General features: G+C 72.1%; 15 protein-coding genes. 4 read left to right on the top strand and 11 right to left on the bottom strand.

The features are described from left to right. Positions 1–42 precede the first annotated feature (42 nt). Complete coding sequence (locus Vau01_RS29140) at positions 43–1,503, top strand: MFS transporter (RefSeq protein ID WP_203998912.1); 1,461 nt, start codon at positions 43–45, stop codon at positions 1,501–1,503. On the opposite strand, the gene Vau01_RS29145 is transcribed toward Vau01_RS29140, so the two are convergent. Further along, positions 1,500–2,630: an FAD-dependent oxidoreductase gene (locus Vau01_RS29145; RefSeq protein ID WP_203998915.1), complete on the bottom strand. Its 1,131-nt coding sequence runs from the start codon at positions 2,628–2,630 to the stop codon at positions 1,500–1,502. The genes Vau01_RS29140 and Vau01_RS29145 overlap by 4 nt on opposite strands. Before the next feature lie 36 nt (positions 2,631–2,666). Beyond that, positions 2,667–3,743, bottom strand: coding sequence for a prolipoprotein diacylglyceryl transferase (gene lgt / locus Vau01_RS29150; RefSeq protein ID WP_239151936.1), 1,077 nt, complete (start codon positions 3,741–3,743; stop codon positions 2,667–2,669). Positions 3,744–3,821: 78 nt separating this feature from the next. On the opposite strand from lgt, the gene Vau01_RS29155 reads away from it, so the two are divergent. Next, entirely contained in the window at positions 3,822–4,289 is a 468-nt protein-coding gene (locus tag Vau01_RS29155; protein ID WP_203998918.1) for an NUDIX hydrolase, read from the top strand. On the opposite strand, the gene trpA is transcribed toward Vau01_RS29155, so the two are convergent. From trpA to Vau01_RS29200, 9 genes are all read right to left on the bottom strand, one after another. Next, positions 4,279–5,067 (bottom strand): tryptophan synthase subunit alpha, encoded by a 789-nt coding sequence (gene trpA, locus Vau01_RS29160; RefSeq protein WP_203998921.1) that lies wholly within the window; start codon positions 5,065–5,067, stop codon positions 4,279–4,281. The two genes, Vau01_RS29155 and trpA, sit on opposite strands and share 11 nt — an antisense overlap. Further along, entirely contained in the window at positions 5,049–6,263 is a 1,215-nt protein-coding gene (gene trpB / locus Vau01_RS29165) for a tryptophan synthase subunit beta (protein ID WP_203998923.1), read from the bottom strand. Before trpB ends, trpA begins: the two co-directional genes overlap by 19 nt. After that, positions 6,260–7,111: an indole-3-glycerol phosphate synthase TrpC gene (gene trpC, locus Vau01_RS29170; protein ID WP_203998925.1), complete on the bottom strand. Its 852-nt coding sequence runs from the start codon at positions 7,109–7,111 to the stop codon at positions 6,260–6,262. Before trpC ends, trpB begins: the two co-directional genes overlap by 4 nt. Positions 7,112–7,227: 116 nt before the next feature. Further along, positions 7,228–7,989: a class I SAM-dependent methyltransferase gene (locus Vau01_RS29175; protein WP_203998927.1), complete on the bottom strand. Its 762-nt coding sequence runs from the start codon at positions 7,987–7,989 to the stop codon at positions 7,228–7,230. Further along, the gene (locus tag Vau01_RS29180; RefSeq protein ID WP_203998929.1) at positions 7,986–8,468 is read right to left on the bottom strand and encodes a Trp biosynthesis-associated membrane protein; all 483 of its coding nucleotides are present in this window, start codon (positions 8,466–8,468) and stop codon (positions 7,986–7,988) included. Before Vau01_RS29180 ends, Vau01_RS29175 begins: the two co-directional genes overlap by 4 nt. Beyond that, a complete protein-coding gene (locus Vau01_RS29185; RefSeq protein ID WP_203998931.1) occupies positions 8,465–10,003 on the bottom strand; it encodes an anthranilate synthase component I in 1,539 nt (512 codons plus the stop codon). Before Vau01_RS29185 ends, Vau01_RS29180 begins: the two co-directional genes overlap by 4 nt. Further along, a complete protein-coding gene (gene hisI, locus Vau01_RS29190) occupies positions 10,000–10,383 on the bottom strand; it encodes a phosphoribosyl-AMP cyclohydrolase (protein WP_203998933.1) in 384 nt (127 codons plus the stop codon). Before hisI ends, Vau01_RS29185 begins: the two co-directional genes overlap by 4 nt. Next, positions 10,349–11,365 (bottom strand): aldo/keto reductase, encoded by a 1,017-nt coding sequence (locus tag Vau01_RS29195; protein ID WP_203998935.1) that lies wholly within the window; start codon positions 11,363–11,365, stop codon positions 10,349–10,351. Before Vau01_RS29195 ends, hisI begins: the two co-directional genes overlap by 35 nt. Beyond that, positions 11,362–11,745, bottom strand: a complete 384-nt coding sequence (locus Vau01_RS29200) for a MerR family transcriptional regulator (RefSeq protein WP_239151940.1) — start codon at positions 11,743–11,745, stop codon at positions 11,362–11,364. Before Vau01_RS29200 ends, Vau01_RS29195 begins: the two co-directional genes overlap by 4 nt. A 118-nt stretch (positions 11,746–11,863) precedes the next feature. Between Vau01_RS29200 and Vau01_RS29205 the strand changes: the two genes are divergently transcribed. Both Vau01_RS29205 and Vau01_RS29210 read left to right on the top strand, forming a co-directional pair. After that, the gene (locus Vau01_RS29205) at positions 11,864–12,589 is read left to right on the top strand and encodes an ABC transporter ATP-binding protein (RefSeq protein WP_203998941.1); all 726 of its coding nucleotides are present in this window, start codon (positions 11,864–11,866) and stop codon (positions 12,587–12,589) included. Position 12,590: 1 nt separating this feature from the next. Further along, positions 12,591–13,328, top strand: coding sequence for an ABC transporter permease (locus Vau01_RS29210; protein ID WP_203998943.1), 738 nt, complete (start codon positions 12,591–12,593; stop codon positions 13,326–13,328). Positions 13,329–13,342 lie beyond the last annotated feature (14 nt).

Below are 13,342 nucleotides of genomic sequence, written 5' to 3' on the forward strand. Positions count from 1 at the left end.
GGGAAAACCCTTTCGGACGGCGGTGATCTGTAGATTACGTGCATGCGTATGGGGACCGCGCCCGCTCGATGGGTGCTACTGGCCACGGTTCTCGGGTCGAGCATGGTCATGCTGGACGCCACCGTGGTCAACGTCGCACTCCCCCGGCTGGGTGCCGATCTCGACGCCGGATTCAGCGGGCTGCAGTGGGTCGTCAACGCCTATACCCTCACGCTCGCCGCATTCATCCTTCTCGGCGGATCTCTTGGCGACCACTACGGCCGGCGGAAGATCTTCCAGGTCGGCGTCACGTGGTTCGCGCTCGCCTCGGTGCTGTGCGGGCTGGCGCCGACCGTCGAACTGCTCGCCGTCGGCCGGGCCCTCCAGGGCGTCGGTGGTGCGCTGCTCACGCCGGGAAGCCTGGCGATCATCGCCGCGACGTTCGACCCCGCCGACCGGTCCCGCGCGGTGGGTGCCTGGTCGGCGCTCGGCGGCGTCGCCGGTGCGGTCGGCCCGTTCGCCGGTGGCTGGCTGGTCGAGTGGAACTGGCGGGCGGTCTTCCTGGTCAACCTGCCGTTCGCGGCCGTCGTGCTGCTGGTCTCGGCCCGCCACGTGCCGGAGTCCCGCGACGAGTCGGCGCCCAAACGCATCGACATCCCGGGCAGCGTGCTCGCCGCGGCCGGGCTGGGGCTGCTCACCTACGGCCTGATCCGCGCCGGCGCGGGCCTCGACGCGCTGGTCGTGGGCACCGTCGTCGCCGGTGCCGCGCTGCTCGCCGCGTTCGTGCTGGTTCAGCGCCGCTCCGACCACCCGCTGGTGCCGCTGGACATGTTCGCCAGCCGCCGGTTCACCGCGATCAACCTGGTGACGTTCGCGACCTACGCCGCCCTCGGCGTCTTCTTCTTCCTGCTGGTGCTGCACCTCCAGGTGGTGGCCGGGTTCTCGCCGCTGCTCGCCGGTACCGCGATGCTGCCGGCCACGGTGCTCATGCTGTTGCTGTCGGCGCGGGCCGGCGCGCTGGCCGACCGGGTGGGCGCCCGTCCGCTGCTGATCGTCGGGCTCCTGTTCGCGGCCGCGGGCGCCCTGCTCACGTTGCGGGTCGACGAGAAGGCGTCGTACGTGGTCGACGTGCTGCCCGCCGTCGTCGTCTTCGGCCTGGGGCTGTCGACGCTGGTCGCGCCGCTCACCGCCACCGTGCTGAGTTCGGCGCCGCCCGGGCACTCGGGCGTGGCGTCCGGGGTCAACAACGCGGTCGCCCGGGTCGCCGGGCTGCTCGCGGTCGCGGTGATCCCGGTGGTGGCGGGCCTGGCCGGCGCCAACTACACCGACGTCGACCGGTTCGCGAGCGGCTTCCGCACGGCGATGCTCATCTGCGCCGGGCTGCTCCTGGCCGGCGCCGCGCTGGCCGCGGTCATGATCCGCCCGGAACCCCGGGCCGCGCCGGCGCCCGACGTCGACGTCTCCAAGTGCACCCACTGCGGCTTCACCGCCCCGCAACTCCAGCCGAACGAGGCCGCCCGCTAGCGGGACGGGGGGTCCCAGTCGGCCGCGACGGCGGCCACCCGGTCGAGCAGGCGGGGAGCGAAGCGGCTGCCCACCGAGAAGCGGCCCCGCGAGTGCAGGGCGGCGTCCAGGCGCCGGACGTGCGACGACATCCGGTTGACCCGGGCCGAGCGCAGCCGGGCGAAGTCGTCGAGAGCCTCGCCCAGCGAGCCGCCCGGCACCACGCCGTGCAGCACCGCCTGCAGCGTGGCCGCGTCCTCCGTCGCCAGGCCCGGACCCTGCCCGGCGTGCGCCGACATCGCGTGCGCCGCGTCGCCGACCAGCACGTAGCCGCCCCGGCCCGCGCCGTGCGCCAGGCGCGGCACCGGACGCAGGTCGCGCACCGTCTCCTGCACCAGGTCTTCCGGCTCGGTGGCGGCGAGCAGGTCGCCGATCGGCGGATGCCACCCGGCGAACCACCGGCGCAGCAGCGTCAGCTGGGTCTCGGCCGGCTCCGGACGGGCCGCGCCCGGCGCCGCCGCCAACCAGGAGACGCCACCGCGCTTCTCCCCCCGGTCGCCGAGGCTCGCGTAGCTGAACCGGTGCCCGTCGCCGATCAACTCGCCGGCCAGGTTGTCGCCGAGACTCGGCACCCGGTACCACGGGATCACCGCCCGCCACAGCGCGTACCCGCCGCTGACCAGCGTCGCCGCCGGGGCGAGGCGGCGGCGCAGCACGCTGTCGGCCCCGTCGGCGCCGACGATCAGGTCGGCCTCCCACGTGGTGGTGCCGTCGCTGACCCCGGGCCGCTTGGTCGTGGGCCGCGTCGTCCGGATCGTGACGCCGGTGCAGATCTCCACCTGGTCGCCGAGCCCGGCGACGAGCATGTCGTGCAGGTCGGCCCGGTGCACCGCCACCACCGGCGGCGCGGTTCCGTCGGGCTCGTGCAGCCAGCGCCCGTCGGGACGGCGGACGCCCACCGGCGGCACCGGCGTGGCGATCGCGTCGATGCCCCCGGCGCCGCCGAGCCCGAGCGACGCGAGCGCCCGCAGCGCGTTCGGCCACAGCAGCACGGCGGCCCGGCCCTGGCGCAGCCGGTCGGCCCGTTCGAGCAGCGTGACCCGCCAGCCGGTCCGGGCCAGCGCGCCCGCCGCCGCAAGGCCGGACATGCCGGCCCCGACGACAACAGCCGTGCGCGCGGCCACCTAGGTGCCGGGACGGGACTGTGCCGGCTCGCTGTCGCCGGTATCCGGTTCGTCGCCGGATTCGTCGGGTTCCTTGCTGAGATCGACCCCGTCGGGCTCGTCGTCGGGTTCGTCCGCGACCTCGGCGTCGTCGTCGGTGTCGGTGTCGGTCGCGGTCTCGATCGCGGCCTCGGGCCCGGTCCCGGTTTCAGCGGACGCGGGTGAGCCCGGCGCCGGTATCACGGTGATCGTGCCGTCCTCGTCGACCCGCAGGTACTCCTGCGGCCCCTTGACCCGCAGGAAGTAGATCAGCGCGCCGAGGAACACCACGATCGCGGTCCAGTTGTTGAGCCGCATGCCGAGGATGTGGTTCGCCGGGTCGGTGCGCATCAGCTCGATCCAGAACCGGCCGACGCAGTACGCCATCACGTACACCGCGAACGCCTTGCCCTTGCCGAACCGGAACCGCTTGTCGAGCTGCCAGACGAGCAGCGCCACGCCGAAGTCCCACACCAGCTCGTACAGGAACGCCGGGTGGTACGTGCCGAGCACCGACGGCTCGCCGGTGGCCGTCTCGACCGCCTTGCCCGACGCCGTGTCGAACTCGTAGACCTTGAGGCCCCACGGCAGCGTGGTCGCGCCCCCGTACAACTCGTTGTTGAACCAGTTGCCCAGCCGGCCGATGCCCTGCGCCAGCGGCAGGCCGGGCGCCAGGCAGGCGGCCACGAACGACAGCGGGATGCCCAGCCGCCGGCAGGCGATCCAGGCGCCGACCGCGCCGCCGAGCACCGAGCCCCAGACACCGAGCCCGCCCTCCCAGATGTAGAGGGCGCGCACCGGGTCGCCGTCGGCGCCGAAGTAGGCCTCGGGCGAGGTGATCACGTGGTAGATCCGGGCGCCGATGATGCCGGCCGGCACGGCCCACACCGCGAGGTCGAGGACCAGGGACTTCGGGGCTCCGCGCGCACGCATGCGGTACTCGGTGACCACGCACGCGGCGACGATGCCGAGGATGATGCATACCGCGTAGGCGCGCAGTGGCAGCGGCCCCAGGTGCCAGACGCTCTGGGTAGGGCTGGGGATGGCGGCGAGGTTCACGGGTGCACACGCTACCGTCGACCCCCGGTCCGCCGTTGGCCTGGTGCGGCGTCGCGCCCGGTTCTAGGCTTTCCTCCTATGAACTCCCTCACATCGGCCGTCGGTGCGGTGATCACCGACGAAGCCGGCCGCGTCCTCCTCTGCCAGCAGCGTCACGGTCACCGGCTCTGGGGCCTCCCCGGTGGCAAGATCCGCACAGACGAAGACCCCATCCACGCCGCCATCCGCGACATCCGCGAAGAGACCGGGTGCGAGACCGAGATCGTCGACCTGGTCGGGCTGTACCGGCTCACCGGCGACGGCTGCGGCGACGACCTTCCCGACGTCCTGACCTACGTGTTCCGCGGTCGCCTGTCGGCCTCCGACGTGGCGGTCAACTCGCCCCGGATCGCGCGCCTCTCCTGGCACGCCCCCGACGACCTGCCGGAACCCATGACCGCCACCACGCGGCACGCCCTGGCCCATGCCACCGAGGGCCGCTCGGGTGTGGTGTGCGCCGTCGAGCGCGACAAGGAACCCGAGATTCCGGAAGCCGTCAGCGTCTGACGCCCGCGACGCCCGCGGCCAGCTCGGCCGCGAGAGCGCCGACCGCCGTCACGCCACCCTCGGCCAGTGCCGAGACCAGCGCGCTGCCCACGATGACCCCGTCGGCGTACGCGCCGACCGCTGCCGCCTGCGCACCGTCGCGCACGCCCAGCCCCACCGCGACCGGCGTGTCACTCACCGCGCGCACCCGGGCGACCAGATCGGGCGCCGACGACGACACCTGGTCACGCGCGCCGGTGACGCCCATGACCGCGGTCGCGTACACGAAGCCGCGGCACGCGGCGGCGGTGGCCTTCACGCGCGCATCGGTCGACGACGGCGACACCAGGAAGATCTTGTCGAGTTTGTGGTCGTCGGCCGCGGCGATCCACTCGGCGGCCTCGTCCGGGATCAGGTCCGGGGTGATGAGGCCGGCGCCACCGGCGGCGGCCAGGTCGCGGGCGAACCGCGCCACCCCGTACCGCTCGACCAGGTTCCAGTAGGTCATCACCACCACCGGCGCCCCCGCGCCGGCCACCCGCTCGACCGTGCGCAGCACGTCGGCCGACCGGATGCCGAGAGCCAGCGCCGCCTCGGTGGCCCGCTGGATCACCGGGCCGTCCATCACCGGGTCGGAGTACGGCCAGCCGACCTCGACGGCGTCGACCCCGGCGGAGATCATCGCGGTGATCGCGTCGACCGCGCCGTCGACGGACGGGAAACCGGCGGGCAGATACCCGATCAGCGCGGGCCGCCCCTTGCCGAACGCATCAGAAACGCTCACAGCACCTCGAACCATGAGCCGGCGGTCTCGACATCCTTGTCGCCGCGACCGCTCAGACAGACCAGGACGGTGGGCTCGCGGCCCAGTTCCCCGGTGAGCGTGGGGATGATCCGCAGGGCGCCCGCGAGCGCGTGCGCGCTCTCGATCGCCGGGATGATCCCCTCGGTGGCGCACAGCAACTTGAACGCGGCCATCGCCTCGGCGTCGGTGACCGGCTCGTAGATCGCCCGGCCGAGGTCGTGCAGCCACGCGTGCTCCGGCCCGACGGCCGGATAGTCCAGCCCGGCCGAGATCGAGTGCGACTCGACGGTCTGCCCGTCGTCGTCCTGGAGCAGGAACGTGCGGGCGCCGTGCAGCACGCCGGTGGACCCGCCGGTGATGCTGGCGGCGTGCCGGCCGGTGTCGACCCCGTCGCCGCCGGCCTCGAACCCGTACAGCTTCACCGACTCGTCGGGGATGAACGCGTGGAACGCGCCGATCGCGTTCGACCCGCCGCCCACGCACGCGGCGACCGCGTCGGGCAGCACACCGAACTTGTCGAGCGTCTGCTGCCGGGCCTCGACGCCGATGCCGCGCACGAAGTCGCGCACCATGGCCGGGAACGGGTGCGGGCCGGCGGCGGTGCCGAGCAGGTAATGGGTGCTGTCGACGTTGGTCACCCAGTCGCGCAGCGCCTCGTTGATCGCGTCCTTCAGCGTCTTCGAGCCCGTCGACACCGGGATCACCGTGGCGCCGAGCAGCTTCATCCGCGCCACGTTCAGCGCCTGCCGCCGGGTGTCCTCCTCGCCCATGTACACGACGCACTCGAGATCGAGCAGCGCGCACGCGGTGGCCGACGCGACCCCGTGCTGGCCGGCACCGGTCTCGGCGATCACCCGCGGCTTGCCCATCCGCTTGGTGAGCAGCGCCTGGCCGAGCACGTTGCGCACCTTGTGCGCGCCGGTGTGGTTGAGATCTTCCCGCTTCAACAGAACCCGCGCCTGAGCGTGCGACGACAGCCGCTCGGCGTGGTACAGCATCGACGGCGTCCCGGCGTAGTCCCGGAGCAACCGGCCGAACTCCACCTGGAACGCCTCGTCGGCCATCGCGTGCCGGTACGCGGCGTCGAGCTGCTCGAGCGCGGCGATCAGCGCCTCCGGCACGAACCGCCCGCCGAACTTGCCGAAGTGTCCAAAGGCGTCGGGCATCAGCCCGGCGACCGAAGCCGTCATCGCACGGGCCGGGGCGTCGCCGGGTGGCTGCCGGCCGTCACCAGTTCGGCCACCGCGTCGCGCGGGCTCTTCTGCGTCACCAGGCCCTCGCCGACGAGCACCGCGTCGGCGCCGGCCGACGCGTACCGGATCAGATCGTGCGGTCCGCGGACACCGGACTCGGCGATCTTCACGACCTTGGACGGCAGCCCGGGCGCGATCCGCTCGAACGCCGACCGGTCGACCTCCAGCGTGCGCAGGTCGCGCGCGTTGACGCCGATGACGCGGGCACCGGCGGTGAGCGCCCGGTCGGCCTCCTCCTCGTCGTGCACCTCGACGAGCGCGGTCATGCCCAGGCTCTCGATGCGGTCGAGCAGGCCGCTGAGCGTGTTGTCGTCGAGCGCCGCCACGATGAGCAGCACCAGGTCGGCGCCGTAGGCGCGGGCCTCGTGGATCTGGTAGCTGGAGACCACGAAGTCCTTGCGCAGCAACGGCACCTCGACCGCGGCTCGCACGGCCGTGAGGTCGTCGAGGCTGCCGCCGAACCGGCGGCCCTCGGTGAGCACGCTGATGCAGCGCGCGCCGCCGGCCGCGTATTCGCGGGCGAGTGCCGCAGGATCGGGAATGTCGGCCAACCGGCCCTTCGACGGCGAGGACCGCTTGACCTCCGCGATGACCCCGACACCGGGCGCACGGAGCAGCGTGTACGCGTCGCGTGGGGGTGGCGCCGCCGCAGCGAGTTCCTTGATGCGCTCGAGCGGGACCTCGGCCTGCCGTGTCGCTACGTCCTCGCGCACTCCGACCAGGATGTCGTCAAGGACCCGACCGCCCTCGTTCGGGATCTGCGGACTCCCCTCTTCGGGTGTCATGCGAGCGATGCTATTTGCCTGGCCGAGCAGCGGGGCGTCCGGGGTACGCGCTGGCCCACCACCAGCGGTAAGGCATAATGCACCCCTTGAAGTGCCCGTTCCGGTCACGAAACGGACTATCCGCCGGGCCGCAGCACACTGATCATCCGCCAGGCGCGTTCCGCGTCGATCGCACCGCCGTCGAAGTCGCCGTACTGCGCCGTCACCTCGAGCCCCGCCAGGCGGGCCGCCGCACGCAGTTCGTCGCGGGTCCAGAAGCGTTGCGCCATCGTCTCCTCGATGCGCTGCTCGCCCCACGGTCCGCAGACATCGATGGTCACCACCGCGTTGGTCACCTGGGTCACCGGGTCCATCGGCTCGTCACCCTGTCCCCAGCGCACCCGGACCCGCACGCCGTCGCGCTCCACCGTCCAGTCGGTCTCGGTGTGCTGGCCGACGCCGAACCCGTCGGCCGGGTGCAGCGTCTCCACCACGTAGGCGCCGCCGGGCGCGAGGTGGCGCCGCACGCAGGCCAGGTGCGCGGTGAGCGACTCCAGGTCGAGCACGTACGCCAGCGAGTCGATCAGGCAGAACACCAGGTCGAACTCGCGGCCGAGATCGAAGGCGACCATGTCGGCGTTGGTCACGCTCAGCAGCGCGAGGCCACGCTCGGTCGCGCGCTCGGCCGCGCGCACGCACATCGCGGGGTTCAGGTCCATCGTGGACGCGCTGAGCCCGCGCGCCACCAGTTCGAGCGCATGGTCGGCGGGTCCCGCGGCGACCTCCAGGGCGCTGGCGACGCCGCCGCCGTGCCACTTCAGCAACGCGTCGACCTCGTGCGGCACGTCGCGGTACGAGAACGCCATCTCGTACGCCCGCGGAAAGTCGAAGACGTTCATGCCGTCGGGTCCCGGCCGTGGTCGAGTTCGTCCCACATGCTCGGCTGTTTCGTGCTTCGCTCGTAGCGGGCGCCCATCGTCGCCCACGACCGTCCCTTGTAGACGGTGAGCCAGCCGGCGTCGAACACCGCGAGCCCGCCCAGCGCGGCCACGATCGGCCAGAACGGCGCGGCGTCGCGCGCCACCGCGAGCGCCACCGCGAGCACGATGCCGACGCCCGAGAACAGCAGCAGGCCGCCGATCACCGTCCGCACAAAGCCTTTCGTGGCGAGCAGGGCACCACCGCCGGCGAGCGCCACCAACGCCAGCGCGGCGAGCCACGGGTAGCGGTCGCTCCCGGTCACCTGGTCGGCCGCAGGTCCGAACGTCCCCGGAACCGGATCCGCTCCCGCGTCCCACCACCCGCGCGACGCGGCCAGGAGGGCGGCGCCCGCGCCGACCACGGCGGCGGTCACGGCGTACCCGCGTTCCCGTTTCATCGCGCGGGTTTCAGGGTCTCCGCGGCGGCGATCGCGCCGAGCACCGCGGCCGCCTTGTTGCGCGACTCGGTCTCCTCCGCCACCGGATCGGAGTCGGCGACGATGCCGGCGCCGGCCTGCACGTAGGCGACCCCGTCGCGCAGGAGCGCGGTGCGGATCGCGATCGCGGTGTCCATGTCGCCGCCGAACCCGAAGTAGCCGACGACGCCGCCGTACAGGCCGCGCCGGGTGGGTTCGAGCTCCTCGATGATCTCCATCGCGCGCACCTTCGGCGCGCCGCTGAGCGTGCCCGCCGGGAATGTGGCGGCGAGCACGTCGAACGCGGTGCGGCTCTCCTGAAGCTCGCCGACCACCGTGGAGACGATGTGCATCACGTGGCTGTACCGCTCGACGGTCGCGAACTCTGGCACCTCGACCGTGCCCGGCACGCACACCCGCCCGAGGTCGTTGCGGGCCAGGTCGACGAGCATCACGTGCTCGGCGCGTTCCTTCGGGTCGGCCATCAGTTCGGCCGCGAGCGCGGCGTCCTCCTCCGCGGTGGCGCCGCGCCACCGGGTGCCGGCGATCGGGTGCAGCAGCGCCCTTCTCCCGGTGACCTTGACGTGCACCTCGGGCGAGGAGCCGACGACGTCGAAGCCGTCGAACCGCAGCAGGTACATGTACGGGCTGGGGTTGGTGGCACGCAGGACGCGGTACACGTCGACGGGATCGGCCGTGGTCGGCCGCTCGAACCGTTGCGCCACCACGATCTGGAAGCACTCGCCGGCCCGGATCGCCTCGATGGCCTTCTCGACGGCCTTCGGGTAGCCGCCCGGTTCGGTGCGGCTCGTCGCCGCCTCCCGCGTCGGTTTGTCCACTGTGGACACCATCGGCGGGGTGGGCCGCGACATGGCCGTGGTCATCGCGTCGAGCCGGCCGATCGCCTGGTGGTAGGCGGCGGTGAGATCGTGGTCGGTGGCGTCGGCCGGGACGACCGCGTTGGCGATGAGGATCGCGACGCCCTCGTAGTGGTCCAGCGCCACCAGGTCGGTGGCGAGCATCATCCCGAGCTCGGGGTGGCCGAGATCGTCCTCCGCGAGCTCGGGCAGCCGCTCGATGCGCCGCACGAAGTCGTAGGAGAGGAAACCGACCAGCCCGCCGGACAGCGGCGGCAGGTCGAGGTCCTCCGGGTCGGGCCCGGTGAGCGCGGCGACGGTCTCCCGCAGCGCCGTCGCCGGATCCGGGTGGTCACCGAGGCCGTCGGGCGGGGTGCCCAGCCAGACCGCCGCGCCGTTCCGCTCGGTGAGCGTCGCCGCGCTGCGCACCCCGACGAACGAGTACCGCGACCAGACCGCGCTCGCCTTGCCGGAACCGGATCCGCTGCCCTGCTCGGCGGACTCCAGCAGGAACGTGCCCGGCCCGCCGGCCAGCTTCCGGTAGACGCCCACCGGCGTCTCGGCGTCGGCGAGCAACCGCCGCACCACCGGGACCACCCGCCGCCGCCGGGCCAACTGCCGGAACGTGGCCTCGTCGGGCGCGACCCCGCCGGTGGTCATTTCGTCAGCTCCGTGAAGAAGCAGTTGTGCGCGCCGGTGTGGCAGGCCGCCCCGGTCTGGTCGACCGTGAGCAGCAGCGTGTCGCCGTCACAGTCGACCTTGACCGAGCGCACGTGCTGGTGGTGCCCCGACGTCTCGCCCTTGACCCAGAACTCGCCCCGGCTGCGCGACCAGTAGGTGGCCCGGCCGGTGGTGAGCGTGCGGTGCAGTGCCTCGTCGTTCATCCAGGCCAGCATGAGCACCTCACCGGTGCCGTTCTCCTGGACGATCGCGGGGATCAGCCCGTCTGCGTTGCGCTTCAGCTGCCGGGCGACCTCGTCAGGTAACACCGTGCCATTGTGACAGCTACAGGTTGACCGCCCGCATACCTGCCTCCCCATAGCGGTCGCCGGCGACCGCGTCGCGGGGGATTCCGTCGATCAGCGTGGCGATCTGCCGCGCCGTCAGCTTGACCTCGGTGGCCGCCGTGTTCTCCTCGACGTACTTCGCCCGGCGGGTGCCCGGGATCGGGAGGATGTCGTCGCCCTGCGCCAGCACCCAGGCGAGCGCCACCTGCGCCGGCGTGCAGCCCACCTCGTCGGCCACCGCGCGCACGGTGTCGACCAGCTTCAGGTTCCGGTCGATGTTCTCGGCCGTGTAGCGGGGCGCGGCGACGGACCGGAAGTCACCGCCCTCGCGCAGGGAGTCACGGGTGACCGTGCCGGTCAGCAGGCCGCGCCCGTACGGCGAGTAGGCCACCAGGGCGACGCCGAGGTCGCGGCAGGTGTCCAGGAGTTCGTCCTCCGGGTCGCGGCTGAACAGCGAGTACTCCACCTGCACGGCCGCGATCGGGTGGACGGCGTGGGCCCGGCGCAGCGTCGCCGGCGACACCTCGCTGAGGCCGAGGTGACGGACCTTGCCGGCCTCGACCAGCTTCGCCATCGCGCCGACGGTGTCCTCGATCTCGACCTCGGGCAGCTTGCGGTGCATGTAGTACAGGTCGATGACGTCGACGCCCAGCCGTGTGAGGGAGGCCTCGCAGGCCTGCGGCACCCACTCGGGTGACGTGTCCTGCCAGCGGCCCGAGTCGGGCGACATCCAGTTCGACCGGTTCGCGTTCGGCCCGTACCGGGTGAGGAACTTGGTCGCGAGGAACACGTCGTCGCGGCGGCCCTTGATCGCCCGGCCCACCACCTCCTCGCTGTGGCCGGCGCCGTACATGTCCGACGTGTCGAGGTGGTTCATGCCGAGGTCCAGCGCCCGGTGGACGGTCGCGATCGACTCGTCGTCGTCGGCGACCCCGTACACGTCGCTGAAGGACATGCAGCCCAGCCCGACCGCACCGATCGACGGACCGTTCGCTCCAAGAATGCGCTGCTTCATGACGCCTCGATTCCCGAGTAGATGTCGATCTTGAATTCGATGACCTTCAGGTCCTCCTGCAACGCGTTGATCTGCGTGAGGACGCGCTCCCGGTGGTCGACCAGGATCTGCAGCTTCTCCGCGACCCCGGCGTCGTTCTCGAGCCGGCTGAGCTCGACGAACCGGATCATGTCGCGCACCGGCATGCCGGTGGACCTGAGCTTGAGCAGGAAGCCGAGCCGGCCGAGGTCGTCCTCGCTGTAACGGCGGCGGCCGGCGGCGTCACGGTGCACCGGGTCGAGCAGGCCGACCTGTTCGTACCAGCGCAGGGTGTGGGCGGAGAGGCCGGTCTGGGCCGAGACCTCGCTGACGGTGTACGCACGTGCCGTTCCGATGCTCACGTCCTCCAGCCTCCTACTTCGAGTGCGCTCTAAGTCAAGGGCACTCGAAGTCCCGTCTTGCGCGATCACCGGTATTTCACCTACCGTTGAATTCAACACCCGTTGAATGGAGATCGGTATGGAACACGCGGTCGAGGTGCGCGACCTGGTCGTCACCCGCGGCGCCAAGCCGGTGCTGCACGGCCTGACCTGCACCATCGAGGCCGGCATGGTCACCGGCCTGCTCGGTCCCAGCGGCAGTGGAAAGACGACGCTCCTGCGCAGCATCGTGGGCGTCCAGAAGATCCGGTCCGGTCAGGTGCTCGTGTTCGGCCAGCCGGCCGGCGCGCCGCCGCTGCGCCGGCGCATCGGCTACCTCACCCAGGCGCCGAGCGTCTACGCAGACCTCACCGTGCGCGAGAACGCCCGGTACTTCGCCAGCCTGTTCGGCGTCGGCGCCGCCCGGGCCGACCAGGCGATCGCCGACGTCGGGCTCGCCGACGCCGCCGGTCAGCTGGTCGGCACGCTCTCCGGCGGCCAGCACGCCCGCGCGTCGCTCGCCTGCGCACTGGTGAGCGAGCCCGACCTGCTCGTCCTCGACGAACCGACGGTCGGGCAGGACCCGGTGCTGCGCAACGAGTTGTGGGACCGGTTCCGCGCCCTGGCCGCCGCCGGCACCACGCTGATCGTCTCCAGCCACGTCATGGACGAGGCGAGCCGCTGCGACCGGCTGCTGCTGATCCGCGACGGCGACCTCATCGCCGACGACACCCCCGCCGCCGTGCGCTCCGCCGCCGGCACCGAAGACCTCGACGAGGCGTTCCTCCGCCTCGTGCTGGCCAGCGAGAAGGAGAAGGTGGCCTGACATGTCACCCCGGCTGACCCTGCTCACCGCCGGACGCATCCTGCGCCAGTTGCGGCACGACCGGCGGACCATCGCGATGATCATCGTCATCCCGACCGTGCTGCTCACGCTGCTGCGCTACCTGTTCGAGGACAAGCCGCTGCTGTTCGACCACATCGGTCTGATCATGCTCGGCGTGTTCCCGCTGGTCATCATGTTCCTGCTGACGAGCGTGGCGATGCTCCGCGAACGCACCAGCGGCACGCTGGAACGCCTGCTCACCACGCCGATCGGCAAGGCCGACATCCTGTTCGGCTACGGGCTGGCGTTCGCGGTGGCCGCCGCCGTGCAGGCCGTCGTGGTCTCGGTGGTCTCGTACTGGCTGCTCGGGCTCGACACGCTGGGCGAGCAGTGGCTGGTGATCGTGCTCGCGATCACCAACGCGGTGCTCGGCGTCGCGCTCGGCCTGTTCTTCAGCGCGTTCGCCAGCTCGGAGTTCCAGGCGGTGCAGTTCATGCCCGCCGTCATCCTGCCGCAGGTGCTCCTGTGCGGCCTGTTCACGGCCCGCGCGCAGATGGCCGGCTGGCTGCAGGCGATCAGCGACGTGTTGCCGATGTCGTACTCCGTGGAAGCCTTGCAGGAGGTGGGTGCCCACGCGGAACCCACCGGCACGTTGTGGCGGGATCTGGGCATCATCGTCGGGTGCGTCGTGGTCGCCCTCCTCGCCGGAGCAGCTACCCTTCGCCGGCGCACCGCCTGACCCGCACCCGAGGA

The sequence above is a fragment of the Virgisporangium aurantiacum genome, assembly GCF_016863635.1.
Taxonomy (GTDB): Bacteria; Actinomycetota; Actinomycetes; order Mycobacteriales; family Micromonosporaceae; genus Virgisporangium; species Virgisporangium aurantiacum.